Below are 26,837 nucleotides of genomic sequence, written 5' to 3' on the forward strand. Positions count from 1 at the left end.
GTGCCATGAGCCGAACCACCACGTCGTCGGCCGACCGCACCGGTCGACGGGACGGGCGGGACACGCGCTGGGAGCAGCACCGCATCGCACGCCGCGCCGAGCTGGTGGAGTCGACGCTCCGGGCCATCCGCCACCACGGGGCCGGCGTCGGGATGGACGAGATCGCGGCCGAGGCAGGCACCAGCAAGACCGTGGTCTATCGCCACTTCAGCGACAAGGCCGGCCTGTATGCCGCGGTGGTCGCCTTCGTCGACGACCTGATCCTGCGCGAGATCACCGTCGCCGCGACCGATCCGGCGCCGGACGTCCTGCGAACCGGTCGGCCGGGCGACCACAGTGCAGGACGTCCCGAAGCGCGCCGGCAGGACGTCCTGCGAACCGGTCGCCACAGCAACCACGGTGCAGGACGTCCGGCCGCGAGCGGAGCCGAGGTGCGGACCGAGCTGCGCCGGCTGATGTCGGCGGTGGTGGACACCTACCTGCGGCTGGTCGAACGCGACCCCGAGGTCTACCGGTTCGTCGTCACCAGACCGCTGCTCGACCGGCCGCCGGAGCAGGACCCGGTCGCCGGGATGACCGGCCGGATCGGCGAGCACGTGGCGAGCATCATCGCTGCCCGGCTGCGGGCCGGCGGCCACGACACCGCTCCCGCCGGCCCCTGGGGACACGGGCTGGTCGGCCTGGTCCGCGCGGTCACCGACCACTGGCTCGCCGAACCCGATCCGATGCCCCGACCGGAGCTGGTGGCGCACGTCACCGACCTGATCTGCGGGGGCCTCGTCGCCGCCCTCGAGGAGGGCTAGCACCCCGATCCTCCGGAGCCGCAAGAGGACTCGTGAGCGCGCGCCCGAAGCGGGGGTGTCGGTGCCAAGGCTCTACGGCCCGATCAGCGGGTCAGGGTTACCTTGAGCAGGCCGCGGGGCTCGTCGGGGTCGTGGTGGCGCGCCACCGCGATCGCACAGGCCAGGCGTTGCAGCGGCATGATCTGCAGGATCGGGGCGATCGACTCGTCCACGCCGTCCGGGAGACGGATCACGGTGTCCTCGCCGAGCGCGAAGCCCGGGTCGCCCACGATGCACACGTCGGCATCGCGCTCGTGCAGGCGCTCCAGGACCGGCCGCAGCGCCTCACCTCCGGGGCCGGCAGAGACCACGGCGATGACCGGCCGGTCCACGTCGATCATGGCCAGCGGGCCGTGCATGAGGTCCGCCCCCGAGAAGGCGTGAGCCGACACGTATGACGTCTCCATCAGCTTGAGCGCAGCCTCCCGCGCCGTCGGATAGGCATAGCCCCGACCGGTCGTCACGATCTTGTCGACGAACCGGTAGCGCGCCGCCACCGCCGCGACGTCCGCGAGCTCGAGGGTCCGCGCCGCCTGCTCGGGCAGGTCCTTGGCCACCGTTGCGTCACCGCCACGCCAGGCGTCGACGAGCAGCCAGAGCGCGAGCAGCTCCGCCGTGTAGCTCTTCGTCGCGGCCACCGCCTTCTCGACGCCGGCCCTGACATCGACGTGCCACTGCGCCGTCGCCGCCAGGGCCGAGTCGGGGGCGTTGGTCAGGGCCAGGGTGTGGGCCCCCGCGCGGCGCGCGGCGTCGGTCGACCCGATCAGGTCGGGTGAGCCACCCGACTGGCTCACCGCGATCCAGAGCACGTCCTTCAGGTGCGGCTGGGCGTCATACACGGTCACGGTCGACGGCGAGGCCAGCGCCACGGGCAGGCCGAGAGTGATCTCGATGAGGTACTTCGCGTAAAGGGCCGCGTGGTCACTCGTGCCACGCGCCGCCAGCATCACGAAGCGCGGCTCGGCCCTCCTGATCTGCTCGGCGACCTGCCGGATCGGCGCGAGCCCCTCGTCGAGCAGCCGAGCCAGCACCGCTGGCTGCTCGTCGATCTCGGCGGTCATGAGCCGGCCGAGCGTCGGAGCTGCCGGGTCGACGGGTGAGGCGGGCGTCACGTGGTCTCCTTCGATCGGGCTGGTGCAGCCATCATGCCTCGTCGGCAGGGGCGACCGCCGGGCCACAAGAGCCGACAGCGGCCGAGAAGACACCAGGGACCGGCCGCTAAGGCTCGGTCCCTGGTGTCGGTACAGATCAGGCGGCGCGGCTCAGGCGGTGCCGGTGTAGTAGCCGTCGGCGACCTTGAGCGCCTCGTCGAGGATCGCGATGCCTTCGCTCACCTCGTCGGCCGTGGTCGTGCACGGCGGCACCACGTGGGTGCGGTTGTAGTGGGTGAACGGCCACAGCCCTGCGCCCTTGCAGGCGGCGGCGAACTCGCTCATCGGCGCCGCGTCGGCACCCTTGGCGTTGAACGGCACCAGCGGCTCACGGGTCTCGCGGTCGCGCACCAGCTCGAGCGCCCAGAACACGCCGAGCCCGCGCACCTCGCCGACCGAGGGGTGCCGCTCCGCGAGCGCCTGCAGCTGCGGCCCGATGACGTCGGTGCCGAGGGCCCGAGCGTGCTCGATGATGCCCTCCTCGCGGAAGATGTTGATCGAGGCGACCGCCGAGGCGCAGCCGAGCGGGTGACCGGAGTAGGTGAGACCGCCGGGGTAGGGCCGGTCGTCGAAGGACGCCGACACCCGGTCGGAGATGACGACACCGCCGATCGGGACGTAGCCCGAGTTGACCCCCTTGGCGAAGGTGATCAGGTCCGGAGCAACGCCCCAGTGGTCGACCGCGAACCACTCGCCGCAGCGCCCGAACCCGGCCATCACCTCGTCGGCGATGAAGATGATGCCGAACTCGTCGCAGATCTCGCGGACCCCGGCGAGGTAGCCGTCCGGCGGCACGAGGATGCCGTTGGTGCCGACCACGGTCTCGAGGATGATCGCCGCGACCGTCTGTGGCCCCTCGACCATGAGCGTGTCGCGCAGGTGCTGCAGGGCGCGCTCGCTCTCCTCCTGCTCGCTGGTGGAGTGGAACGGCGAGCGGTAGGGGTAGGGCCCCCAGAAGTGCACGATGCCAACCTCGCCCGGCTCCGAACCCCAGCGCCGCGGCTCGCCCGTGAGCGCGATCGCACCCGACGTCGCGCCGTGGTAGCTGCGGTAGGCCGCGAGCACCTTGTGCCGCCCGGTGTGCACCCGTGCCATCCGCATGGCGTGCTCGTTGGCGTCGGCCCCACCGTTGGTGAAGAACACCTTGTTCAGGTCACCCGGCGCGAGCTCGGCGATCAGGCGGGCCGCCTCGGATCGCGCGTCGTTGGCGAACGGCGGTGCGATGGTCGCGAGCTTGCCCGCCTGCTCCTGGATCGCTGCCACGAGCTTCGGGTGCTGGTAGCCGATGTTGACATTGACCAGCTGCGAGGAGAAGTCGAGATACTTCTTGCCGTCGTAGTCCCAGAAGTAGGCGCCCTCCGCCCCCGCGATCGGCAGCGGGTCGATCTGGGCCTGCGCCGACCACGAGTGGAACACGTGGGCCCGGTCGTCGCGGCGGACCTGCTCCTGCCCGGGTGTGGCCTCGGCCGTCGTCCCTGTCTGCTCGCTCATTGCCGCTGATCCTCCTGTATGCCGTGTGCCTGCCGTGCGTGGATGATGCCGACCGCTGTTGCTCAGCGGGTGCGGGGGAAACCGAGGTCGATCGTCGAGGTGGCCGGGTCGGGCCAGCGCGAGGTGACCACCTTGCCGCGGGTGTAGAAGTTCACACCTTCGGGGCCGTACATGTGGTTGTCACCGAACAGCGACGCCTTCCAGCCACCGAAGGAGTAGTAGGCCACCGGGACGGGGACGGGAACGTTGACGCCGACCATGCCCACCTCGACGTCGAACTGGAACTGCCGGGCAGCTCCGCCGTCGCGCGTGAAGATGGCGGTCCCGTTGGCGAACGGGTTGGCGTTGATCAGCTCGAGGCCCTCCTCGTAGGTGTCGACGCGCACCACCGAGAGGACCGGCCCGAAGATCTCGTCGGTGTAGACCGTCATGTCGGGCTTGACCTCGTCCAGCAGCGTGGTACCGAGGAAGAACCCGTCCTGCGGCACGTCCGCCTCGCGGCCGTCGACGACGACCTTGGCGCCGGCGTCGGCCCCCGCGCCGATGTAGCTCGCGACCTTCTCCCGGTGGGCTGCGGTGATCAGCGGGCCCATGTCGGTGTCCGGGCTCGTCCCCGCGCCGATGGTGAGCTTGGGGAGCCGCGCGGCGATCGCGTCGACCAGCGGGTCGGCGGCGTCGCCCACCGCCACGGTGACCGACAACGCCATACAGCGCTCTCCGGCCGCACCGTAGGCGGCCGAGACCACCGCGTCGGCGGCCATGTCGATGTCGGCGTCCGGCAGCACGAGTGCGTGGTTCTTGGCACCGCCGAGTGCCTGGACCCGCTTGCCCTGCGCGGTGCCGGTCTCGTAGATGTACCGCGCGATCGGGGTGGAGCCCACAAAGCTCACCGCGGCGATGTCCTCGTGCGTGAGGATCGCGTCGACGGCTTCCTTGTCGCCCTGCAGGACGGTGAAGACGCCATCGGGCAGCCCGGCCTTCTTCCACAGCTCGGCGAGTTTGAGCGACGCGGACGGGTCCTTCTCGCTCGGCTTGAGGATGAACGCGTTGCCGCAGGCGATCGCGTTGGCGCACATCCACAGCGGCACCATCGCGGGGAAGTTGAACGGGGTGATGCCGGCCACCACACCGAGCGGCTGGCGGATGCTGTAGACGTCCAGGTCGGTGGAGGCCTGCTCCGAGAAGCCACCCTTCATCAGGTGCGGCACGCCGGTGGCGAACTCGACGTTCTCGAGACCGCGGTAGACCTCACCTGCTGCGTCGGGCAGCGTCTTGCCGTGCTCCGCGGTGATGATCTCGGCGATCTCGTCGACGTGGTTGTGCAGCAGCTCGCGGAAGGCGAACAGCACGGCCGAGCGCTTGGACAAGGAAGCGTGCCGCCACTCCTTCGCGGCAGCCTTGGCCTTGGCCACGGCCGCCGACACCTCCTCGGTGCTGGCCAGCTCGACTTCGCCGGTCTGGGCGCCGGTGGCGGGGTTGTAGACCGGGGAGGTGCGGCCGGAGTTGCCTGAGGCGAGCTGGCCGTCGATCCAGTGAGAGATGCGCTGTGTCATGACCCCCACGGTAGGCCACACATACTCGCCATACAATAGATCTATTGCTATGTTACAAAACATGAGTGACGTGCTGTCCGCCATCGAGGAGCGCCTCGAGCAGCCGACCGCCAAGGGACTGGCCACCGCCGTGAGCCGGACCATCCACGACGGCGACCTGGCGCCCGGGGCCAAGCTGCCCCCGATCCGGGAGGTGGCGCGGCAGCTGGCGCTGTCACCCACCACCGTCAGTGCCGGGTGGGCGCTGCTCGCCCGCGCCGGCACGATCCGGACCGAGGGCAGACGCGGCACGACCGTCATCGACAGCTCCCGTGCCGGCCCCGGCCGCTACCGTCGGGTCCTCGAGCACCAGGCACCGCTCTCGCTCGACCTGTCCACCGGCGTACCCGACGCCACCCTGCTCCCCGGCCTGACACGGGCGCTCGCGGCGGTCCGCACGGCGGGCACGCCCGGCAGCTACCTCGACGAACCCGTGCTGCCCGAGCTCCACCGAGTCCTGCTGGACGAATGGCCCACTCGTGAGGCGAGGCTCACCGTCGTGGACGGCGCCATGGAGGCCCTCGACCTGGTGTCTCGGACGTGCCTGCGGCTGGGTGACAGGGTGGTGGTCGAGCACCCTTGCTTCCCACCGCTGCTCGACCTGCTCGAGGCTGTCGGCGTCGAGGTAGTCGGCGTGCCGCTGGACGAAGGCGGGCCCGAACCGACAGCATTCGCAGCCGCCCTCACGGCGTCGCCACGCGCGGTCTACCTCCAGCCGCGGGCGCAGAACCCGACCGGGGTGACGATGACGAGGGCGCGGGCTCGGGAGCTGGCGGGGCTCGTGGAGGGCACCGACACCCTGGTCGTCGAGGACGACTCGGCCGACGCCACCTCGACCTCCGCGCCGCTCAGCCTGGGCGCGTGGCTGCCCGACCAGACCGTCCACGTCCGCAGCTTCTCCAAATCGCACGGGCCCGACCTCCGCCTGGCCGCCATGAGCGGGCCGCCGGAGGTGATGGGAGCCGTCCTCGCCCGTCGCCAGCTCGGCCAGGGCTGGAGCAGCCGGCTGCTGCAGCGCATCCTGCTCAGCCTGCTCACCGACGAGCGGTCGGTGGCCGAGGTCGCCGCGGCGCGCGACGAGTACGCGCGGCGTCGTCAGGCCGTGGTCAACGCGCTCGCCACCCGAGGCGTCGCCGTGGGCGGCTCCGAGGGCCTGAACATCTGGGTTCCGGTGCATGACGAGGCAGCCGCACTGGTCCGGCTCGCCAGCCAGGGCATCGGCGTCAGCCCCGGAGCGCCGTTCGCCGTGCTGCCCGAGGAGCAGGGACACGTCCGGGTGACCGTGGGCCTCGTCCGCGACGGTCACGACGCGCTGGCGGAGGCGATCGCGACGGCGGCTCGCACCCAGGCCTGGGGCGTGCGCGCCCGCTGACTCCTCCTCCCGCCGACCGCCCTCCCTTCCGCCCGCTCCGGCCCGCCGAGGTCTCGGTTCGGACACGGACTCGGCTCGGCCGCAAAAGCCATTGACTCCCGTCGCGCCTGAAACTAGATTTCTCGAATGGTCGCTGGGGAGAATCTGCATTTCATCGCTGCGCCCAGCCGCGACCTCGTCCTGTTCAGCGCCCACGCGCGGTCCCTGGCCCCGACCGTCTCCGCGCCGATGCGCCGCATCCTCGAGCTCATCCTCGAGCGACCGGCCGACATCGGCGGGCTCGACGCCCGCGAGGTCGCGGAGCGGACCGGCAGCTCGTCTGCCACGGTGGTGCGCACCGCTCGCCGGCTTGGTTACGGCGGCTACCGAGAGATGCGGCTGGCCCTCACCGCCATGACGGCCGCCGCCCCGAGACAGGCCCAGGAGCGGGTCATCGGCGACATCGAGGCCGACGACGACGTGGCGTCGGTGATCAACAAACTGGCTCGGGACGAGCAGGACACCGTGCACGCCACCGCCAGGAGCGCCGACCCCGACGTGGTCGACCAGGTCGCGGCGCGCATCGTCGCCGCGGGAACGGTGCACCTGTTCGGCGTAGTCGCCTCCGGCCTGGTGGCCGTCGACTTCGCCGGCAAGCTCAACCGGATCGGCATCCGGGCGGTGCCGCACACCGAGGGGCACGAGGCGCTGACCGCCGCTGTGCTGATGGGCCCCGACGACCTCGCCATCGGCATCTCCTCGTCCGGATGCACCGCGGACGTGCTCGAGGCCGTGCGCCAGGCGCAGCGCCACGGCGCGGGGACCGTGGCAATCAGCACCGACCCCCGTTCGCCGCTGGCCGGGCTCAGCGAGCTCGTGCTCGTGTCCGTGGTCGGTCGCGAGTCACAGATCCGGCCGGCCGCCCTGAGCTCTCGCATCTCCCAGCTGTTCCTGATCGACGCCGTTTTCATCCGTGTCGTCCAGCTGACCTACGACCGCTCGTCCGCCCTGATGCACGCCACCCACGAGGCCCTCCTCGGGCGGCGACGGCACGTGTCGCCGGTCACCGAACCCGCGCGCGGCGGCGAGCAGCACGTCATACCAACCACGCCCCAACGAAGGAGAGAACACCGATGAGGTTCAGTAACAAGGCGGGCGTCGCGGTGCTCGCGGCAGCCAGCATGCTGCTCGCCGGGTGCGGCGACGACGGTTCACCGTCGGCCGGCTCGACCGGCGGCGGTGGCGACTCATCACTCACCTGGTGGGTGATGAAGGGGACCAATCCCGACGCGAGCGCCTTCTACGCCGAGGCCAAGAAGCAGTTCAAGAAGGAGACCGGCGCCACCTTGAAGGTCCAGGAGATCCAGTGGGCGGACGCACACGACAAGCTGGTCCGCGCGTTCGCCGGGGGTGAGGGCCCCGACGTGTCGGAGATCGGCACGACGTGGACCCCCGAGTTCGCGGCTGCCGGCGGCCTCACCGACCTGACCGACAAGATCAACGATTCGGGGGTGTCCAAGGACCTGATCCCGGCCCTCAAGGACTCGGCGACCTACAACGGCAAGATGTACGGAGTCGGTTGGTATGCCGGCACTCGCGCGATCGTCTACCGCACCGACATCTTCAAGAAGGACGGCCTCCAGCCGCCGACCAGCTGGGCGCAGCTGCAGTCGCTGGTCGACACGCTGCACAAGAAGGAACCCAAGATGTTGCCCTTCCCTGTCGCGGGTGGGAGCTCCTACGGCGCGGCGCCGTTCATCTGGGGCGCCGGCGGTGACTTCGCCACCAAGGACGGCGACCAGTGGAAGGGTGCGCTGGACTCGCCGCAGGCGCAGGAGGGCCTGACCTACTACACCAACCTGGCGCTCAAGCACCACTCGTCGAGCACCGGTGCGGCCACCTGGCTCGAGACGGACCTGCTCGACTCCTTCACCAAGGGCAAGTCGGTCATGGTGATCCAGGGCAACTGGACGCCGGGCACCGTCGCCGAGCAGAACCCAGAGCTCAAGGGCAAGATCGGCGCCTTCGCCATCCCCGGCAAGGACGGGGGGATGGCACCGGCCTTCCTGGGCGGGTCCAACCTGGCCGTGCTCAAGACGAGCGAGAAGCAGGACCTGGCCTGGAAGTTCGTCAAGATGATGACGACCGGGACGCTGTCCAAAAAGTGGGCCGAGCAGACCAACTTCTTCCCCAGCACGCAGACGCAGCTGAAGAAGTTCGCCGAGAGCCCCGACCCGCTCGTGGCACCGTTCGCGAAGGTCATGCTGAACGCCGGCAAGAACGTGCCGAGTGCCCCGCAGTGGGGTGCGGTCGAGGGTGACAAGACCGTCTCCCAGATGCTGCAGTCGATCCTGACCGGCACCTCGGTGGCGGACGCGACGAAGAAGGCCTCGGACGCCATCACGAAGACGCTGAACTCCGGGAGCTAGTTCGTGGCAGGCACCACCGTGTCCGGCGGCTCGAGGGCGACCCTCGAGCCGCCGGAGCCACGCGATCCCTCGCTGCACAGCCGGCCACGGCCGCTGCGGGTCCGCCTCCGGCCGTGGCTGCTGCTCGCCGCGCCCCTGGTCGTGATCGGTGCGTTGCTCATCTACCCGATCGTGCGGGTCGCCTACCTCTCCTTCCACCGTTACGGCCTCAAGGAGGTCATCTCCGGGCACCCGGTCTTCACCGGCCTCGACAACTACCGCGAGGTGCTCGGCGGCTCCTACCTGTGGAAGACCGTCCTGCCCAACACGGTGGTCTTCGCCGCCTTCGCCGTCGTCGGCACGATCGTCCTCGGCACGCTGGTGGCCCTGCTGCTCCAGCGCGTCGGACCTGCCGTGCGCGCCGCCATCATCGCCTCTGCGCTGCTGGCGTGGGCGCTGCCGGCGGTGACGGGCACCTACGTCTGGGTCTGGATCTTCGACCCGGACAGCGGTGTCGTGCGCAAGATGCTGCAGGGCGTCGGACTGCTCGGACCGGAGGGGTTCAACTGGTTCACGGAGCGGTTGTCGTTCTACGCGATCGCGACGCTCAACGTGATCCACCACGGTTATCCGTTCATCGCGATCACCATCTTCGCCGGGCTGACCACTGTGCCGGCTGAGCTGCACGAAGCGGCCAAGATCGACGGCGCGAACGCCTGGCAGCGTTTCTGGCAGATCACCGTGCCGATGATGCGCCCGGTGTTCGCCGTCGTGACCATCCTGTCGACCATCTGGGACTTCAAGGTCTTCGCGCAGGTCTACCTGATGCCGGGGGGATCGGGCTCGAACCCGGACGTGTTCAACCTCGGTGTGTGGTCCTACGTGGAGTCGATCAACCGCAACCAGTACGGGCTCGGGGCCTCCATCGCGGTGCTGCTCACCCTGGTGCTCCTGGTGATCACCGTCGTCTACCTGCGCGCGCTCTTCCGCGAGGATGAGATCTCGTGAGCGCACCCCGCGAAGACCGCCCCACACTCCGTCCGGCACGTCGTTCGCAGCAGGCCCGAGCGAGCCGGCGGCGCAAGCGGGTCTACGGACCCGGCACCATCCTGGCCGTGGTGGGGATCCTCGCCTTCACCTTGTTCCCGATCTACTTCATGCTCACCACGGCGTTCAGCGCGCGGGCCAGCTCCGGCACCGACAACCTGATCCCGCGACACCTCACGTTCCGGCACTTCACCGAGGCGATGAGCTCCGGCTTCAGCCACTACCTGGTCAACTCGGCGTTCGTGACGATCGCGGTCGTGGTGATCTCCTGCCTGCTCGCGCTGCTGGGCGCGGTCGCGATGGCACGGTTCAGGTTCCGGATGCGGACCACGATGCTGGTGCTGGTGCTCGTCGTGCAGATGCTGCCGGCGGAGGCCCTGGTCATCCCGCTGTTCCTGCAGATGAAGGACCTGCGGATGCTCAATTCGCTGATCGGTCTGACCATCGTCTACATCGCCTTCGCGCTGCCCTTCGCGATCTGGAACCTGCGGGGGTTCGTGGCGGCGGTCCCGGTCGAGCTGGAGGAGGCGGCGTACCTCGACGGATGCTCCTGGTTCCGGATGTTCCGGTCCGTCCTCCTGCCGCTGGTCACGCCGGGGCTGATCGCCACGTCGGCCTTCTCGTTCGTCATGGCGTGGGAGGAGTTCACCTTCGCGATGACCTTCCTGTCCGAGGACAGCAAGATGACCGTCGGCATCGGCCTCAAGCAGTTCTTCGGCGCCCACGTCAACGACTGGGGCGGGCTGATGGCCGCGTCCACGATGGTGACGATCCCGGTCATGGTCGTCTTCGTGCTGGCGCAGCGCAAGCTCGCGGCCGGCCTCGTCGCCGGGGCGGTGAAGTAGGTGGCTGCCTCCGCGCCGGACCGGGCGCGGGCCGTCGAGCTCGCACACGCCGTCCTCATGCCCGGTTTCGGCGGCCGGGTCGTGCCGCCCTGGCTGGCCCGTGCGCTCGAGTCCGGGCTCGGCGGTGTGTGCTACTTCGGCCACAACATCGACACCCCCGACCAGGCGGCGCGGCTCTCCGCCGCGATCCACGATCTCGGGCTGGCAGTGACCGCGGTCGACGAGGAGGGTGGCATCGTCACCCGGTTGCACGCGGCGAACGGCTCGCCACATGTCGGCAACGCCGTGCTCGGGCGGGTCGACGACCTGGAGGTGACCCGCCGGGTGGCGCGTGACATCGCGGGTCAGCTGCGCCGCACCGGCATCGACCTCGACCTCGCACCGGTGGTGGACGTGAACGCCAACCCGCACAACCCGGTCATCGGCGTGCGATCCTTCGGTGCGGACCCGGCTCTGGTCGCACGGCACGGTGCCGCGTTCGTGGAGGAGCTGCAGGCCGCGGGAGTCGCGGCCTGCCCCAAGCACTTTCCCGGTCACGGCGACACCGTCGTCGACTCGCACGTCGGTCTCCCGGTCGTCGACGTCGACTTGGAGACGCTGCGCGCCCGTGAGCTGACACCCTTCGCCGCCGCCGTCGACGCCGGCGCACGGTGCGTGATGACAGCGCACATCGTCTTCCCCGCCCTGGACCGGGCACCCGCCACGTTGAGCGCCCCCGTGCTGTCCCTGCTCCGCGAGGGCCTCGGCTTCGAAGGGGTCATCGTGTCCGATGCCATTGACATGCGGGCGATCTCGGGCACCATCGGCTTTGGTGAGGGTGTGGTGAGGGCACTGCTCGCGGGCGTCGACCTGGTGGGTCTCGGCAACCCGGTGCTGGGCAAGGGCGACGACCCGCACGACGAGCACGAGTTCACCGAGGCGCTGCAGGCCGTGGTGGCCGCCCTGGAAGGTGGCCGGCTGCCGAGGCAGCGTGTCGTGGAGGCCGCCACCCGGGTTGGGTCGCTCGCCGCCTGGTCACAGGACCGTCGGTCCAGCTCATCGGAGGACGCCACCCTGGCGGGCCCTCCGTCGGTGGAGATCGCCGCGCGGGCGTTGCGCACCCGGGGAGCGGTGGAGGGCGCGCTGAGCGGACCGGTGCGGGTCCTCGACATCCGGAGGCGGCGCAACATCGCGAGCGGACGCCTCTCCGGCCTGCTGGCCGACACGCTCCTGGCCCGCCTGCCCGGCTCCAGCGCCGCCTCCGCCTTCGCGTCTTCTGCCGTGGAGGGCCGGGTCGCCGGGCCCGACCGCGTGGCAGCGCTGGTGCAGGAGCAGCTCGGGGACCCTGACGTCATCGTGACCGGGACCCCCGGCGGGGACGACGAGGAGTCGGCCCTGCTGGACCGCCTGCTGGCGCGACGACCCGACGCGGTGGTGGTGTGCCTCGGGTGGTCCGCCCACGACGACGACCTTCCACGGGCCAGCCGGGCCATCTTCACCTTCGGCGACTCGCAGCCCACGGCCCGAGCGGTCACCGAGCTGCTCACCGCGCACCGATGATCGTCATCGCGGTGTCGTCGGGCACCTCCGTGGACGCCATCGACGTGGCAGCGGCGCGGTTCCGGATGATCGACGTCCTGCGCCTGGAGCCGCTGGCGCACGAGGAGGTGCCCTGGCCGTCAGCCATACGCCAGCGGATCCTCGCCGCGGGCGCCGGAGCCACCACGACGGTGGACGAGATCGCGCAGCTGCACACCCTGTCGGGGCAGGCGTTTGCGCGAGCGGCTGACGCCATGGCCATGCGCCTCGGCACGCGTCCTGATCTGGTCGTCTCGCACGGCCAGACGATGTACCACTGGGTCACCGACCTCGCCGCGCACGGGTCCTTCCAGATCGGTGAACCGGCTTGGATCGCGGAGCTGCTCGGCGTTCCCGTGGTGAGCAACCTGAGGTCTCGCGACATCGCCGCGGGCGGTCACGGAGCGCCGTTGGCCAGCACCCTCGACGCGCTGTGGCTCGCCGAGGTCGCATCCTCGACGAAGGTCCAGCGCGTTGCGGCCCTCAATCTCGGCGGCATCGCGAACGCGACGATCCACGCTCCCGGTGAGCTCACGTCATACGACCTCGGTCCGGGCAACTGCCTCATCGACGAGGCGGCGACGCTCGCCACGGGTGGTCGGGAGCGTTGCGACGTCGACGGGGCCCTCGCCCGGCAGGGTGTCATCGACGAGGACCTGCTCGAGTCGCTGCTGGCCGACCCCTACTTCACGTCGCCGGCGCCGAAGTCGACCGGCCGGGAGTACTTCACCCTGCGGTGGGTGCACCGCCACCGAGACCAGGCACTTCCTCCCGTGGCGGGCAAGGACCTGGTGGCGACGATGACCGAGCTCACCGCGCGCTCGGTGGCGGCGCAGCTGCAGGGCGTCGAGCTGCTCGTGACCAGTGGGGGTGGCGTGCGCAACCCCACCCTGATGGAGGCCCTGGCCAGACACCTGCCGGGGTGCCGGGTCACGACCAGCGCCGAGTTCGGACTCGACCCCGCGGCGAAGGAGGCCTACCTCTTCGCCCTGCTCGGCTACCTCACCGCGACCGGCCAGGCCGGCACCGTGCGGACGAGCCCCGGCGGCAGGACCACCACGGGTGCCAGCGGTCCCAGGATCCTCGGAGACATCACCCCGGGCGCCGGCCCGCTCGTCCTCCCGCCCGGCGCCGCCGAACCGCCACGCCGCCTGCGCATCGGCTGACGTTTCACGGGCCGGGGGACGGGTAGTCGAACGCCATGACACAAAAGCAGTCCGAGATCGTGGCGGAGCTGCTGGGGCAGCACGGTCAGACGTATGCCGAGCAGGCTGGGATCACGCTGCGGGACAAGCCGTCTGCGCTCTATCGCCTCCTGGTCCTGGCCACGCTGCTCTCGACCCGCATCAACGCCGACCTTGCGGTCGACGCCGCTCGGGAGCTGTCCCGCGCGGGTTGGCGCACCCCGCGAGCAATGCTCGAATCGAGCTGGCAGCAAAGGGTCGACGCCCTCGGCCGCGCACACTACAAGCGCTACGACGAGAGCACGGCCACCCGTCTGGCCGAGGGCGCCCAACTCCTGCTCGAACGATACGGCGGCGACCTACGTCGCCTCCGGGACGAGGCCGACGGTGACGTCCCCAGGATCCACGACCTGCTGATGCAGTTTCCGGGAATCGGTCCGACTGGAGCACGCATCTTCTGTCGGGAGGCGCAAGGAGTGTGGCCCGAACTACGCCCCTACTTCGACGAGCGCGCCATCGCTCGTGCCGCCGATCTCGGGCTCCCCAGCACCCCGCCGAGGCTCGGCAGACTGGTGGCCGACCGTGATCTCACACGGTTGTCGGCGGCGTTGGTCCGGTCCGCTCTCGCGGTGTAGGCGCACGGCGGCGAGACTCCCGAGGACGGCGCGCGAATGGCGGGTGGAATCATCGGGTTCGACCAAGGAGGACGACCGTGCCGGCCCTGACCGCCGTGGAGAGTTCCACTCTCGCGACCCGTCGCGAGGACCTGCTGCGTTTCGCAGCCGGATCCGTGCACCCTGAGGGAGGGTTCGCCTGGTTGGACGAGTCCGGCCGACCGGAGCTCGACCGTCCGGTCGAGGCCTGGATCACCTGCCGGATGACGCACGTCTTCGCCCTCGCCGCGCTGCAGGCCGACCGTGCGGCTCCAGCCCTGCTGGACCACGGGGTGCGGGCTCTGCGGGGACGGCTGCGCGATCCGCAGTTCGGTGGCTGGTTCGCCTCGGTCGACGCCGACGGGCCGGTGCTGGCCGACAAGAGGGCCTACGAGCACGCCTTCGTGCTCTTGGCCGCGTCCAGTGCGACGGCGGCGGGGCACGAGGACGGGGCCGCACTGCTCGAGGATGCGATCGCGGTGTTCGAACAACGGTTCTGGCGTGAGCAGGATGGGCTCGTCGTCGACGTGTGGGACCGGCGCTGGACCGACCTCGAGGACTACCGGGGTGTGAACGCCAACATGCACACGGTGGAGGCGCTGCTCGCGGTGCACGACGTCACCGGAGAGCGGCGTTGGCTCTCCCGAGCCCACCGGATCGTCGAGCGAGTGGTGCACGGCTTCGCCCGTGACCACGCATGGCGTCTGCCCGAGCACTTCACCGCCTCCTGGCGACCCCGGCTCGACTACCACCGGGACCAGCCGGCCCACCCGTTCCGGCCCTACGGCGTGACGATCGGTCACCTGCTTGAGTGGTCCCGGCTCGCGCTCCACCTGCGCGCTGCCCTCGGGCCGGAGGCACCGGGGTGGTTGCTGGAAGACGCACGAGCCCTCTTCGCACGAGCCGTCGCGGACGGCTGGCACGTCGATGGCGCAGACGGATTCGTCTACACCACCGACTTCGGGGCCGAGCCCGTCGTCCGCGACCGGTTGCACTGGGTCGTGGCGGAGGGCATCGCCGCGGCCTGGACGCTGGCCGAGGCGACGGACGACGACGACTACCTGCGGTGGTACAGCCGCCTGTGGGACTACGCCGACAGCTTCCTGATCGACCACGACCGTGGGTCGTGGCACCACGAGCTGGATCCCCAGAACCGACCAGCGGATTCGGTCTGGTCAGGCAAGCCGGACGTCTACCACGCCTTTCAGGCTGCCCTGCTGCCCACCCTCGACACCATCACCTCGTTCGCCGGCGCGCTCCGGGCGTCGTAGGGCGTCGCCCCAGGCGTTGAGGCGACCTGCGGACAGCGAAGCGCTCGACCCGGCCTCTGTTGCTGCGCCGGGTCCTACTATGGAGTTCCGAGACAAGGGCAGATCGTGGCACTCCCCCAGCTTCCAGCCTCTCCCGGCCGACGACCGAGGCGACGGCTGTCCCGCAGGCCCGCCAGCTGGCTCATCGCCCTGGTCGTCTGCCTCACGGCCCTCGTTCTCTCACCGTCGGCGGCATCCGCAGCGCCTGCCTTCGCTTCGCTCGGCCCCTCCGCCGGGCCCGCCGCGCTGGTCCGGGGCATCAGCGTCCCGCAGTCGATCTCGCCGGACCCGGCCGGTGGTGGCCGCGTGTCCCTGACCTCGGTCCCGGCAGACCGGGCCGGCGCCGACGACACGGAAGACCGGAACGCGACCGCGCGACGGTGGCTGGTGCTCGAGGAGCTCCTGGTCACCGCGCTGCTGGTGCTCGTCGCCGTGCTGCTCGGCCGACGCTCCCGGCCGGGGCAGCCGTCACACCCTCACGGCGCTCGGGATGGTCACCGGCCTCGGTGAGCCTGGCGCAGCAGGGCCCGGGAGCGCTCGACGACCGGCTCGTCGATCATGGCGCCGTCGAACTCGACCGCACCCAGCCCGGAAGCCAACGCGGCGTCATACGTCGCCACCATCCGCTCAGCCCGGTCGAGCTCCTCGGCTGTGGGTGAGAAGCCCTCGTTGATGATGGGCACCTGGGACGGGTGGATGGCGCTCGCACCGACGAGGCCGATGGCGCGCGACCGGCGCACCACCTCGCGGAAGGCCTCGGGGTCGGCGTAGTCGGCGATCGAGCCGACCAGACCGATCGGCAGCACGCCGGCGGCCCGTGCCGCGAAGACGGTCACCTGCTTGGGCCCGGCCATCAGCTCCGGGACCGGGCGGACGCCTGCCGACGTCGCGAAGTCCTCGGTCCCCAGGGTCAGGAAGGCGATACGAGGGCTGGCCTTCGCGATCTCCTCCAGCCGGAAGAAACCGCCGCTGGTCTCGACCATGGCGATGAATCGCACCTGTCCGTGCGGCAGCCCGGCTCCCGCCTCGAGCTCGGTGACGACCTCGTCGAGGAAGCGGACGTGGTCAGCGGTCTCCAGCTTGGGCAGTGCCAGCGCCTTGACCCCGGGCAGGACGGCGGCCTCGAGGTCGCGGACGGCGAGGCGCCAGGGCCGGTTGACGCGGACCGCGACGTCGACGCCCAGGCTGGTCAGCCGCTCGACCGCCGCAGGAAGCATCCGACGCGCCTCCTCCTTCTGGCTGGCCGCGATGCTGTCCTCGAGGTCGAGCTGGATCGCGTCAGCACCGCGGGTGTGGGCCTTGTCGATGAACCGCTTGGAGACCACCGGGACATACAGCAAGGACCGCCACAGCACCGGATCCTCCGTGGACGTGCTCATCCGCATACACCCTTCTCGCGCAGGACTTCCAGCTCATCGGTCGAAAACACTTCTCGCAGCACGTCATCGGTATCCTGGCCCAGCTTGGGGGCCGGGGTGCGGATCGCCCCTGGACTGGCGGACAGCCGCGGCACCACCTGATGCATGGCCACCGGGATGTCGTCCTCCACGTCCGGACCGTCCACCACCACGCCTCTGGTCCGGAAGAACTCGGTGTCCAACAGGCCGGCGATGTCCATCACGGGCGCGGCTGTCACGCCGGCAGCACGCATCAGGCGGAGGCTTGCCTCGAGGGAACGCTGGCCGAAGAACCCGCCCAGGATGGCATCGAGCTCCTCCACGTGGGCGAGTCTGGCGCCGTTGTCCACGAAGCGCGGGTCCTGCACCAGCTCGATCCGGCCGATCGCCGCGAAGAGACGCTCCGTCATTGTCTGGGTCGAGCCGGACAACGCTATCCACTCTCCGTCGCCGGTCCGGTAGACGTTGCGGGGTGCACTGGACTGGGAGCGGCTGCCGTTGCGCTGCGGCACCCGGCCGGCGTGCCGGTAGATCGCCGCCATCGGCCCCAGCACGGAGAACAGCGGCTCGAAGAGGGACAGGTCGATCACCTGGCCACGCCCCGTGGTCTCCGCGTGCCGCAGCGCCGCCAGCACCGAGAAGGCACCAAAGGTGCCGGCGACCATGTCGGCGAGCGCCCCCGGCGGCAGAACCGGTTCTCGATCGGGGAAACCGTTCCAGGCGGCGAGCCCCGACATCGCCTCGATCAACGTGCCGAAGCCGGGTTGGTCGGACATGGACCCCGTTTGGCCCCAGCCGGACACGCGTGCCACCACCAGCGCCGGGTTGGCCTCGAGCAGTTCCTCGGGTGAGAGGCCGAGCCGCTCCAGTGCTCCCGGCCGGAAGCTCTCCACCAGCACGTGCGCGCCGAGGACCAGGCGCAGCACGGCCTCCCTGCCTTCTGCGTGCTTCAGATCCAGCGTGATGCTCCTCTTGTTGCGCCCGTAGACCTTCCAGAAGAGCTCCTTGCCGTCCTCGAGCCAGTGGCGCAACGTGTCCCCGGTGCCCGGCCGTTCGACCTTGATCACATCTGCGCCGAAGTCGGCGAGCAAGAGGGTCAGCTGGTTGCCCGCCACCAGCCGGGACAGGTCCAGGACCCGTATGCCGTGCAACGGGCCGGGGGGCAGCTCAGCAGCCTCGTGGGTTTCACTCACACCTCCACACCGCCCAGCTCCCGCGACCGGGCGGCGGCGGCGCCCGAGAAGACGTAGGCCGCGTCCGTGGGGACGATCAGCCAGACCTGGCGATCGGTCACCTCGGCCTCGCTCTCGGCGAACACCAGCTGGTCGCCGGCGACCAGCTCGTACTCGTAGCGCGCACCGACGAACGCGACCTTCTTCAGCTCCGCCGGGATGGCATTGACCGACTCCGCCCCGACGTCACTGCGGGGCGGCACGACCTCCATCCGTTCCGAGCGGATGCCCACGGTCACCGCGGCTCCGTCCGGGTGGGTCTCGTGCGAGGTGACCCGGAGGGTTCCTCCGCCGGCGAGCTCAACCGTCGCGACGCCGTCGGACTCACCGCCGCGGACCGTCGCCTCGAAGAAGCTGCACCGTCCGATGAAGTCGGCGACGGAGGCGTTCGTCGGCGCGTTGTAGACGTCCTTCGGCGACGCCACCTGGAGCATGTGGCCGTCCTCCATGACCGCCAGCCGGTCGGACAGCGACAACGCCTCGAGCTGGTCGTGCGTGACATAGACCGTGGTGATGCCGATGCTGCTCTGCAGGTCCTTCAGCCAGGCGCGCGCCCGGTCACGCAGCTTGGCGTCGAGGTTCGACAACGGCTCGTCGAGCAGCAGCACCGTCGGTGAGTAGACCAGGGCCCGTGCCAGCGCCACCCGCTGCTGCTGGCCGCCGGAGAGCTGGTGGGGGTAGCGCTTCTTGTAGGGCAACAGCCCCACCTGGTCCAGCGCATCGTCGATGAGGCTCGTCTGCCTGCTCTTCTTGACCTTGCGCAACTTGAGTGGCATCGCCAGGTTGGCCTCTACCGTCATGTGTGGCCACAGGGCGTAGGACTGGAAGACCATCCCGAGGTTGCGCTGCTCAGGGGTGAGGAACCGCCCCGAGTCGGAGTCGAAGAAGACCTCGTCCCCCACCCGGATGGAACCGGAGTCGGGTCGTTCGAGCCCGGCGACACTCATCAGCGTGGTCGACTTGCCGCACCCACTGGGCCCGAGCAGGGTGAAGAACTCCCCGTCCTGCACGGTGAACGAGATGTCGTCGAGGGCCTGGGCCTCCCCGAAGCGCTTCGACAGACCTTGCACGACCAGATCAGGCATTGGAACGCACCTTGAGGACCTTTCCTGCGATGAACACGAAGACTGCGGTGATGGCGATCTGGACACAGGACAATGCCGCGACGGCGCCCGTGTTCCCGTTCAACCAGAGCTGCAGCATCGTGGTGCCGATCACCTGGGAGTTGGCATTGGCCAGGAACACCGCCGGGGTGAACTCCTTGATCATCTGCACGAACAGCAGCACGAACGCCGCGAGCATGCCGGGCATGATCAGCTTGAACAGGATCCGGCTGAAGGTGCGCCACCAGTCGGCGCCGAGTGAGCGTGCCGCCTGGTCGAGCTCGTCGCCGATCTGCATCACGATCGGGGCGATGGCCCCGAAGGCGGCCGGCATCGACCGCACGCTGAAGGCGATGATCAGCGCCAGCAAAGTGCCGTTGATCCAGTTGAGCGGACCGATGAGCGCGAAGGCCCAGAAGAAACCGATACCGAGGATGATGCCCGGCACAACCTGCGGCGCCAGGGAGGTGAACTCGAGCGAACGCCGGAACCGGAAGCCGGAGCGCCGGGCCACCAGCACCACGACTGAGATCAGCAACGTCGTGGCGACCGCGCCGATCAGCGCGATGATGATGCTGTTGTAGATGGACTGCACGTAGGCGTGGTAGGAGAACACCAGCGTGAAGTTGTCCAGCGTCAGCAGGCTGAACGGGTTGACCAGCGGCGTGAGGATCTGCGTGAAGGCCCGCAACAGGAGGGCCAGCAGGGGGATCACGGGGCCGAGCAGGAGGTAGACGAAGACAAAGGCGAAGCCGAGCCAGCGTAGCCTGCCCAGCTCGAACAGCCGGGGCCGGGAAGCCTTGCCGCGCACCGCGACGAACCGCTGGGCGTTGCGCAGGGAGAGTGCCTGCACGGTCACGAGGACCGCCATCACCGCCAGGGTGAACACCGAGGCGGCAGCGACCAGCCCGTAGTCAGGGTTGGACTGGGCGAGGCCGTTGATGTAGATGAAGCTGGCGAAGAGGTCGATGCCGACCGGGCGGCCGAACAGCAGCGGCACGCTGAGGGTCTCGAGCGAGGTCGAGAAGATCAGCAGCGCGCTGTAGAGGATCGGCGGCCGCAGCATGGGCAGGACGATGGTGACCAGGATGCGCAGTGGCCCCGCGCCGCAGGTGCGCGCCGCGTTCTCCAGCGAAGGGTCCGACAGGCGCAAGGCGCCCGAGCAGTAGAGATAGCCGATCGGGATCAGCGCCACCGCCTCGGTCAGCGCCATCCCGGGGATGCTGTAGAGGTTCCACGGGATGCCGCCGAAGATCTGGCGGAAGCCCACGCTGATGAACCCGGCGGGGCCGTAGACGATGATCCAGCCGAAGGCCAGGACGAGTGGGGAGATGTAGATCGGCCACAGCAGCATCGATCCCATCACCCGCCCGCCCGGCACCCGGGTCCGGATCAGCACGACCGCCAGCAGCACCGACAGAACCACCGCGATGACGGTCGTCAGCGCGGCGAAGGCGAGGCTGTTGAGCACCACCCGACCGAACCCCGCCTGGGTGAACAGGTGGACGAAGTTCTGCCAGGTGAGCACTGGCCCCGAGGCGTAGAGGGGCCGGTCGATGAGCGACTGCCACAGAGTCGGGACCAACGGCGCGAGGACGAGGACCACGATGGCGACGAACACGCCATACTGGATCCACGTCTCCTTGCCATGACCCCACAGGCGCCGATAGCGGGGTGGCGGTAGCGAACCGGCGGAGTCCCGGGCCGTCGGCGACGGTTTCGTCGTCGTCACGTCCACGTCCTTCCGTCTCGTCGGGGCGGGCTCGTCAGGCCTTCATTGCGGCAGCCCACTTCTTGCGGAAGGCATCGGCGTCGGCCTTGCTGATCTCGTCGTAGGCGACGTTGATCAGGTTCTCCTTGCCGACCTCCTTGCCGATCGTGTTGTAGCTGCGCGGCGCCTCGTCCTTGGTCACGTCGTCCCGGAAGGGAGTGAACCCTCCCTTGTAGATGGCGATCTGGCCGTCGTGCGAGAGCAGGAAGTCGAGCATGAGCTTGGCCGTGGCCATCTGGGGCGCCGTCTTGGGAATCGCCATGCCGCGGAACATCATCGGGGTGCCGTCGGCGATGTAGTTCCAGCCCAGGATGGCGCCGGACTTCTCCGCCTGCGGCAGCACGACGGTGCTCGACATGAAGTAACCGACGAGGTACTCACCCGAGTTGATCTTGTCGACCATCGGTCCGGAGGACTGCTCCATGCGGGTCGCGGGCAGCACCTTGTCGAGCACGTCCCACGCCTTGGGGTACTTCTGGCCCCAGACGTACTCGATGGCGAAGCCGAAGCTGTTGGCGTCGTCGTAGGTCGTGACCTTGTTGTCGAACCGTTCGGTGTCCCCGCCCACCAACTTCGCGAGATCCGACATGCTCTTGGGCCGCTCGTCCTCCTTGATCAGAGCCTTGTTGTAGGCCAACAGGATCGGGTCGGTGGAGAAGGTGTAGAGGCCGGGGAGCGGAGACCCGAAGTCGGGCAGCTTGTCGAGCTCGGGAGACTTGTAGTCGGCGGCCGCCTTGTGCTTCTTGATGAAGTCGATCCAGCTGGTCGGGTCGCCCGAGACCATGAAGCTGGCCGCCGACGTCCCACTCGCGGACTCGCTGTAATAGCGCTGGAATACCTCCGCGCTGTCGAGGTTGTTGGTCGAGATGTCACCCACCCACGAGTACTTTGCCTTGAACGCGTCGATGATGGGCTGCCAGTTGTACTCCGCCATGTTGGAGTAGATCGTGAGCCCCTTCTCCTTCTTGGAGGCATCGATGATGGAGCTGTAGTCCGAGGGGTAGTAGGACGGTTGCGTCGCACCGCCGCTGGGCCCCGAGGTCCCTCCCTGAGCGCTGGTGCTGCCGCCACCCCCACAGGCCGCGAGCACACTGGCCGCCGAGAGCGCGGCCCCCGCCGCTAGCGAGCCGCGGAGGAACACGCGCCGGTCGAACTCGGGCAGACGGAGGGGGAGGTTGTCGTTCTGGTCGGAGCTGGTCACGAGGCGAACCTTCCTGTGTTGCGGAGTTGACCATCGAGGAAGTCGGTGATCGGGGGGACAAGGCCGGCGAGGTCGTGCCGGGAGTGCGGGACCACGTCGAGACGAGAGGAGATGCCGCAGTTGCGGTAGTTGTCGTGCAGGGTCTTGGCCTGTTCGACCCGTGAGCGCACGCCGGTGTCGGTGTCGTCGGCGCCGACCACGACCTGCACCGGGACACTGCGCAAGGTGGCGAGATCGAGGCTGGTCCCGAAGACGTCCTGGACATCCCGGGTTCCTGCCCACCAGTCGCGGGTGTCGTCGAGCAGCGTGATGCGCCCGGGAGCCGCGATGGTTGCGCTCGCCACGAGGCCGGGGTGCAGGTAGAGGAAGCGGTGGACGAACTGGGCTCCGCCGGAGAACCCCACGAGCCGAAGCGGTCCGAGCCGCCGGCCGGTCCGGCGTTCCGCGGCCACCACCATGCGCATCAGCAGTCGGTCGAAGCGCAGGTGGCCGAACCTGATGAACTTGTAGTTGTCGAGGTCATCGGGACGGTCGATGCCCGCGGGGAACAACGGAGACAGGATCGTCACCCCGTGCTGCTCGGCGAAGGGGACGAACGCGTCGCGTATGCCGATAGCATCCCTCTCCGTTCCGTGCACCGTGACCAGCAGCTCGCCCGAGCGGATTTCGGCGGGGACATAGGTGCAGTAGGAGAACCGCGGATCGTCCCCGAGTGCATAGAGCGCACTCGAACCGCGTGGCAACAGGCCGTGGGGAACGGCCTCCATCTGCTCTGCGTGACCCATTGCTCCAGCCGGCTCCCTGCTTGGCGGTCAGCGTGACGCCGATCACTCTATGGAGATTTTTTATACAATGTCAACGATTTCCTGCAAGCGGTCTACCATCATGGCGTGACGTTGAAACGAGCAGCGGTGCAGACCAAGGGAGCCGCCGCCTACAGCGCTCTTCGCGAGGCGATCCTCGACGGCCGGTTCGCCCCGGGATCGCGCCTGACCGGACAGACGCTCGCCGACGAGCTCGGCATGAGCCTGACCCCAGTCCGGGAGGCGCTGCGGCTGCTGGCCACCCAGGGACTGGTCGAGCACGATCCGCACCGGGGGACCCGCGTGGCTCCGTTGGCGCCCGAGAGCATCGAGGAGACCTACCGGTTGCGGCGCGTACTCGAACCGATGGCGTGCGAGCTTGCCGCGCAGCATGCCACGGCTGACGACCTGGCCGAGATCGAGGCGGCGATGTCGGCCTTTGCGAGCGCCGTGGACGACAAGCGGCACGACGACCTGCCCGAGCTCAACGCGATCCTCCACCACCGGATCTACGCGGCCGCGCAGTCGCCCTTGCTGCTCGAGTTCATCGACCGGCTGTGGCTGCGCATTCCCTTCCAGGCCATGAGCCTGGTGCGGCACCAGGAGCAGAAGACGGCCGAGCACCAGGCGGTGGTCACGGCGATCGTGGGTCGCCGCCGGAAGGCGGCCGGCCGAGCCATGCTGCAGCACATCACCAACTCCACACAGGCGACGCTCGCGCGCGCGAAGGCCATGGAGGGCGGATCCGACCAAGAGGTCTCCTGAGCGCGAGTCCCTCGACCGTCCTTCACGGTTCGAGCCCTACAGTGAGCCGGTGACCGCCGAGACCGACGCTGCTTGCTTCGTCTGCACCAACTCTGCATCGGATGCCGACGTGCCACGGGAGAACATCGCGCGCACCCGGCACTGGCGCGTCGCGCACGCGTTCAACTCGACGTTGCCGGGGTGGCTGGTCGTCGTCCCGCTCGATCACGTCGAGTCTTTTGCCGGGCTCGCGCCCGCGGCGATGTCGGAGCTCGGTGAGCTCCTCGGCGCCACGTCCCGCGCCCTCCAGGCGGAGCTGGGGTGCCGCAAGACCTACACGATGCAGTTCTCGGAGGCGCAGGGATTTCAGCACCTGCACGTCCACGTCGTACCCCGCATGGCGGATCTGCCCGAGGAGCACCGGGGCCCTCGCATCTTCCACTACCTGAGCCAGCACGAGTCGGACTGGCCGTCGACCACCACGATCGACGCCCTGGCGACCAGACTCGCCGCGGCCGTCGCCCGCGAGCGTTGAGCAGTTCAGTCCTCATCCAGCGGCATACCTGGCCAGGGTGGCGGGGCCGACCGCCTGGAGCGAGACGAGATCCAGGTCGGCCGGGGTCGTGAGGAGCCGGGCGCCCTCGCCGACGGCGGTGGGAAAGCTCGCAGCAAGGTCTCCTGGAGAAGGTCTTCGGCGTCGTGAGCCGAACCGAGCATCCGATAGCAGTGGACAAGCAGCTCGCGACGGTATGGCGCGACCGTGGCTTCGAAATCTGCCTTCACCTACTCATCCTGACAGCGCTGGGCCACGAGCCTGCACGACGCTCGTCACCGGGTCACGCCGGCCGTGGCCGGCCGTCATTCACCAGCTCAGCAGCAGCACTGTGCAGGTCGGTGTCCTGCTGGGTGGCGATGCGGTGCAGCGCTTCCAGTGCCTGGGTCCCGGTGAGTCCGAACCGCTCCATCAGGATGCCCTCGGCCCGTCCGATGATCGTCCGGTCGGCCAGCACCAGGTTGGCGTCCGCAAGCTCCTGCTCCCCGGCCAGGGCCACCGACACGTGCGCGGCCAGGGCGTAACCGACAGTGGCGTTGGAGTCGTCGAAGGCGTTGACCGTCGTGCCGTAGAGGTTGAGCGCGCCGAGGCTGTCCCGGCTGGTGAACAGCTGGAAACACAGCATGGAACGGATTCCGAGCTGCTCGGCCGCCCGCGGTCCCCAGTCCGGCCAGCGGTGCTCCGCGGTGAGGTCGTCGCTGCGGACGGTTTCGTGGCTCCAGATTGCGTCCAGGCACGGGCCCTGCCCCAGTTCGTACTGCAAGTCGTCACCACGTCTCGCGATGTCGTCGGTGTAGGCCGGCGTCTCGATCCGCTTGTTGCGATGGACCAGGGACACACAGGCGTAGTCGCACCCGTCGAACAGCTCGACTGCGACCTCGACCGAGCGCTGCAGCGTGTCCTGGACACCGTGTCGGGCCTGGAGGGACCGCACGATGGCGCCGAATCTCTCGTCCGCTGCCCAGGCGCGGCCGGTCATCACCTCACCGTGTCCGCTCAGCGTCCGCCACGATGCTGGTGGCCATCGCGCTCAAGCTGATGCCCTGCTCGGCGGCGCGCCGCACGATCATGTCGTAGGCAGCCGCCATGTCGACCTTCTCGGCGTACGCCAGCACGCCCTTGGCCCGCTCGAGGACGACGCGACCCTGCAGCGCGCGGCGCACCTGCGCCTGGATCTGCTCGAAGTCGATCTCCTGGGCGGTGGCGACCGCCAGCGTCGCGATGTCCGCAAAGGCGCGTGTCAAGCGGGCCCCCTGTTCATCCAGCGCCGACGGCTGGCGCCGAAAGAGATTGACCGCGCCCAGGACGTGCTCGCGCCACAGCAGCGGCTGCGAATGGACCATGTCGAAGCCTGCCACGGCGATGGCCGACCCCACGGTGGGCCAACGGCGCACCATCGCCTCGTTGCCGCAGGCGGTGACCAGTGCGCCGGTCTGGAATGACTCGACACAGGGCCCGTCGTCCTGAGCGACCTGGAAGATCTCCAGCTCTGCGGTCTGGTGCGAGGTGGAAGCCAACAGCTCCAGCTCACCTCCAGCGGTTGCCACTACCAACCCCACGGCATCGGCAGGTACCACCTCCTGGCAGTCGCGCATCAAGCGAGCCAGCACGTCGATCGTGTCGTGCTCGGCGACCAGCGCCGAGGTGGCGTCGCCGAGCGCCTGGGCGGCGGTGCGTGCGCTCATGGTTCCTCGTTCCGGGTCGTGGTGTCGGTGATGCTGAAGTTGAGCCGCCGCGACAGGATCTGGGCTGCAATGTCGTCCAGACTGGCCGCATGGGCGAAGGCATGTGCCCGCAGCAGGGCCATCGCGTCCTCGACGCCGATACCGAGTTGGGCCACGACCATTCCGGTCGCCTGATGCACCCGCGAGCGTGCCGCCCATGGTCCGACGGGGCCCTTGTCGTCGCCCCAACCGGGTTCGCGCAGCAGGGCGGCGCCCACCGCGTCGGCCACAAACTGAGCCATCTCCACGTCGAAAGCCCCTGCACCGGACCGGCCGCTCCGCCGGTGCAACGTCAGGACCCCCATCAATTGTCCACCGGGGCGCATCGGTAACGCATCGAGATAGACCATTCCGATCTCGCGGCGGGCCGACGCCCCAAATACCGGCCACCGCTCGTCCTGCACGTCGCCGCTGACCACCTGTCCACTGCGGTAGGCGTCCCACCCGGGGCCCTCGCCCAGGACCTCCGCAAGATCCTCCAACCGGGCCGCCACCTCTCCGGTGGTGCACACGGTCATCCGGTCGTCCGAGGCATACCCGAAGGTGATCGCCCCACCCGCGGCGTGAGCGATGTCCACACACGCCCGGCACAACCGGACGGCCAAGGGATCACCGGAGCCGGAGCTTGCGACCGCGCGGGCGAGTCGAGACAGCACGGCTGCCTTGTCATCGTTCATCCGCCCGCCCGTCGCGATGGTGGCCTTTCCATCTCAGGGTAGCCTCACGAATCGCCACCAGCCCACCTCGCGAGACGACCCGCAGCGTTTAGGGATTTGAACGCTGATATGGGCGGGTGTTTAGCCTCACCGTTTCATCGGGTTGGGTGAACGGGCGGGCTCTGGGCGGCGGCGGGGTTCGGGGGTGCGAAGCTGGGTCAG

The 26,837-nt window shown here is 69.3% G+C and carries 26 protein-coding genes; 13 read left to right on the forward strand and 13 right to left on the reverse strand.

Annotation, left to right across the window (positions count from 1 at the left end):
* The first annotated feature begins 5 nt into the window (after positions 1 to 5).
* Complete coding sequence (locus FCN22_RS15980; protein WP_202911626.1) at positions 6 to 803, forward strand: TetR/AcrR family transcriptional regulator; 798 nt, start codon at positions 6 to 8, stop codon at positions 801 to 803.
* Positions 804 to 886: 83 nt separating this feature from the next.
* On the opposite strand, the gene FCN22_RS15985 is transcribed toward FCN22_RS15980, so the two are convergent.
* From FCN22_RS15985 to FCN22_RS15995, 3 genes are all read right to left on the reverse strand, one after another.
* Complete coding sequence (locus FCN22_RS15985; protein ID WP_238384787.1) at positions 887 to 1,954, reverse strand: SIS domain-containing protein; 1,068 nt, start codon at positions 1,952 to 1,954, stop codon at positions 887 to 889.
* A 150-nt stretch (positions 1,955 to 2,104) separates the two neighbouring features.
* Complete coding sequence (locus FCN22_RS15990; RefSeq protein WP_137122561.1) at positions 2,105 to 3,484, reverse strand: aspartate aminotransferase family protein; 1,380 nt, start codon at positions 3,482 to 3,484, stop codon at positions 2,105 to 2,107.
* Positions 3,485 to 3,546: 62 nt separating this feature from the next.
* On the reverse strand, positions 3,547 to 5,037 hold the full coding sequence (locus tag FCN22_RS15995; protein ID WP_137122562.1) for a CoA-acylating methylmalonate-semialdehyde dehydrogenase: 1,491 nt from the start codon (positions 5,035 to 5,037) through the stop codon (positions 3,547 to 3,549).
* 61 nt (positions 5,038 to 5,098) lie between these two features.
* On the opposite strand from FCN22_RS15995, the gene FCN22_RS16000 reads away from it, so the two are divergent.
* The 10 genes from FCN22_RS16000 (at position 5,099) to FCN22_RS16045 (ending at position 15,941) form a co-directional block, all read left to right on the forward strand.
* Complete coding sequence (locus tag FCN22_RS16000) at positions 5,099 to 6,448, forward strand: aminotransferase-like domain-containing protein (RefSeq protein WP_137122563.1); 1,350 nt, start codon at positions 5,099 to 5,101, stop codon at positions 6,446 to 6,448.
* A 126-nt stretch (positions 6,449 to 6,574) separates the two neighbouring features.
* Positions 6,575 to 7,564: a MurR/RpiR family transcriptional regulator gene (locus tag FCN22_RS16005; RefSeq protein ID WP_137122564.1), complete on the forward strand. Its 990-nt coding sequence runs from the start codon at positions 6,575 to 6,577 to the stop codon at positions 7,562 to 7,564.
* The gene (locus FCN22_RS16010) at positions 7,561 to 8,856 is read left to right on the forward strand and encodes a sugar ABC transporter substrate-binding protein (protein WP_202911627.1); all 1,296 of its coding nucleotides are present in this window, start codon (positions 7,561 to 7,563) and stop codon (positions 8,854 to 8,856) included. The genes FCN22_RS16005 and FCN22_RS16010 overlap by 4 nt, the downstream gene beginning before the upstream one ends.
* Before the next feature lie 3 nt (positions 8,857 to 8,859).
* Positions 8,860 to 9,843, forward strand: coding sequence for a carbohydrate ABC transporter permease (locus tag FCN22_RS16015; protein WP_137122565.1), 984 nt, complete (start codon positions 8,860 to 8,862; stop codon positions 9,841 to 9,843).
* Between the two features lie 98 nt (positions 9,844 to 9,941).
* A complete protein-coding gene (locus tag FCN22_RS16020) occupies positions 9,942 to 10,727 on the forward strand; it encodes a carbohydrate ABC transporter permease (RefSeq protein WP_238384789.1) in 786 nt (261 codons plus the stop codon).
* The gene (locus FCN22_RS16025) at positions 10,728 to 12,266 is read left to right on the forward strand and encodes a glycoside hydrolase family 3 protein (protein ID WP_202911628.1); all 1,539 of its coding nucleotides are present in this window, start codon (positions 10,728 to 10,730) and stop codon (positions 12,264 to 12,266) included. It begins immediately after the preceding gene.
* Entirely contained in the window at positions 12,263 to 13,450 is a 1,188-nt protein-coding gene (locus tag FCN22_RS16030; protein ID WP_137122566.1) for an anhydro-N-acetylmuramic acid kinase, read from the forward strand. Before FCN22_RS16025 ends, FCN22_RS16030 begins: the two co-directional genes overlap by 4 nt.
* 35 nt (positions 13,451 to 13,485) lie before the next feature.
* Positions 13,486 to 14,103 carry an HhH-GDP family DNA glycosylase gene (locus tag FCN22_RS16035; protein ID WP_137122567.1) on the forward strand — a complete coding sequence of 206 codons (618 nt, stop codon included), beginning with the start codon at positions 13,486 to 13,488 and terminating at the stop codon, positions 14,101 to 14,103.
* A 77-nt stretch (positions 14,104 to 14,180) separates the two neighbouring features.
* The gene (locus FCN22_RS16040) at positions 14,181 to 15,392 is read left to right on the forward strand and encodes an AGE family epimerase/isomerase (RefSeq protein WP_238384788.1); all 1,212 of its coding nucleotides are present in this window, start codon (positions 14,181 to 14,183) and stop codon (positions 15,390 to 15,392) included.
* Between the two features lie 105 nt (positions 15,393 to 15,497).
* Positions 15,498 to 15,941, forward strand: a complete 444-nt coding sequence (locus FCN22_RS16045; protein WP_137122568.1) for a hypothetical protein — start codon at positions 15,498 to 15,500, stop codon at positions 15,939 to 15,941.
* Here FCN22_RS16045 and FCN22_RS16050 read toward each other — a convergent pair.
* The 6 genes from FCN22_RS16050 to FCN22_RS16075 are packed head-to-tail and all read right to left on the reverse strand — an operon-like array spanning position 15,926 to position 22,920.
* Positions 15,926 to 16,810 carry an HpcH/HpaI aldolase/citrate lyase family protein gene (locus FCN22_RS16050; RefSeq protein ID WP_137122569.1) on the reverse strand — a complete coding sequence of 295 codons (885 nt, stop codon included), beginning with the start codon at positions 16,808 to 16,810 and terminating at the stop codon, positions 15,926 to 15,928. The genes FCN22_RS16045 and FCN22_RS16050 overlap by 16 nt on opposite strands.
* Complete coding sequence (locus tag FCN22_RS16055; RefSeq protein WP_137122570.1) at positions 16,807 to 18,021, reverse strand: CaiB/BaiF CoA transferase family protein; 1,215 nt, start codon at positions 18,019 to 18,021, stop codon at positions 16,807 to 16,809. Before FCN22_RS16055 ends, FCN22_RS16050 begins: the two co-directional genes overlap by 4 nt.
* The gene (locus tag FCN22_RS16060; RefSeq protein ID WP_137122571.1) at positions 18,018 to 19,145 is read right to left on the reverse strand and encodes an ABC transporter ATP-binding protein; all 1,128 of its coding nucleotides are present in this window, start codon (positions 19,143 to 19,145) and stop codon (positions 18,018 to 18,020) included. Before FCN22_RS16060 ends, FCN22_RS16055 begins: the two co-directional genes overlap by 4 nt.
* Positions 19,138 to 20,895, reverse strand: a complete 1,758-nt coding sequence (locus tag FCN22_RS16065; protein ID WP_202911629.1) for an ABC transporter permease — start codon at positions 20,893 to 20,895, stop codon at positions 19,138 to 19,140. The genes FCN22_RS16060 and FCN22_RS16065 overlap by 8 nt, the downstream gene beginning before the upstream one ends.
* 34 nt (positions 20,896 to 20,929) lie before the next feature.
* Positions 20,930 to 22,135, reverse strand: a complete 1,206-nt coding sequence (locus FCN22_RS16070; RefSeq protein ID WP_137122573.1) for an ABC transporter substrate-binding protein — start codon at positions 22,133 to 22,135, stop codon at positions 20,930 to 20,932.
* The gene (locus tag FCN22_RS16075; protein WP_137122574.1) at positions 22,132 to 22,920 is read right to left on the reverse strand and encodes an alpha/beta fold hydrolase; all 789 of its coding nucleotides are present in this window, start codon (positions 22,918 to 22,920) and stop codon (positions 22,132 to 22,134) included. Before FCN22_RS16075 ends, FCN22_RS16070 begins: the two co-directional genes overlap by 4 nt.
* A 105-nt stretch (positions 22,921 to 23,025) precedes the next feature.
* Here FCN22_RS16075 and FCN22_RS16080 point away from each other — a divergent pair, with 105 nt between their 5' ends.
* Both FCN22_RS16080 and FCN22_RS16085 read left to right on the forward strand, forming a co-directional pair.
* On the forward strand, positions 23,026 to 23,703 hold the full coding sequence (locus FCN22_RS16080) for a GntR family transcriptional regulator (RefSeq protein WP_202911630.1): 678 nt from the start codon (positions 23,026 to 23,028) through the stop codon (positions 23,701 to 23,703).
* A gap of 49 nt (positions 23,704 to 23,752) precedes the next feature.
* Positions 23,753 to 24,217, forward strand: a complete 465-nt coding sequence (locus tag FCN22_RS16085; protein ID WP_137122575.1) for an HIT family protein — start codon at positions 23,753 to 23,755, stop codon at positions 24,215 to 24,217.
* Between the two features lie 5 nt (positions 24,218 to 24,222).
* On the opposite strand, the gene FCN22_RS22290 is transcribed toward FCN22_RS16085, so the two are convergent.
* Genes FCN22_RS22290 through FCN22_RS16105 form a run of 4 tightly spaced genes read right to left on the reverse strand, consistent with a single transcriptional unit; the run spans position 24,223 to position 26,636 of the window.
* On the reverse strand, positions 24,223 to 24,465 hold the full coding sequence (locus FCN22_RS22290; protein WP_137122576.1) for a sigma factor: 243 nt from the start codon (positions 24,463 to 24,465) through the stop codon (positions 24,223 to 24,225).
* 53 nt (positions 24,466 to 24,518) lie between these two features.
* Positions 24,519 to 25,214: a GAF and ANTAR domain-containing protein gene (locus FCN22_RS16095; RefSeq protein ID WP_137122577.1), complete on the reverse strand. Its 696-nt coding sequence runs from the start codon at positions 25,212 to 25,214 to the stop codon at positions 24,519 to 24,521.
* Positions 25,215 to 25,218: 4 nt separating this feature from the next.
* A complete protein-coding gene (locus FCN22_RS16100; RefSeq protein ID WP_137122578.1) occupies positions 25,219 to 25,920 on the reverse strand; it encodes an ANTAR domain-containing protein in 702 nt (233 codons plus the stop codon).
* A complete protein-coding gene (locus FCN22_RS16105; RefSeq protein WP_137122579.1) occupies positions 25,917 to 26,636 on the reverse strand; it encodes a GAF and ANTAR domain-containing protein in 720 nt (239 codons plus the stop codon). The genes FCN22_RS16100 and FCN22_RS16105 overlap by 4 nt, the downstream gene beginning before the upstream one ends.
* Between the last annotated feature and the right edge of the window lie 201 nt (positions 26,637 to 26,837).

Origin of the sequence: Segeticoccus rhizosphaerae (assembly GCF_005222685.1) — a bacterium.
GTDB classification, from domain to species: Bacteria; Actinomycetota; Actinomycetes; order Actinomycetales; family Dermatophilaceae; genus Segeticoccus; species Segeticoccus rhizosphaerae.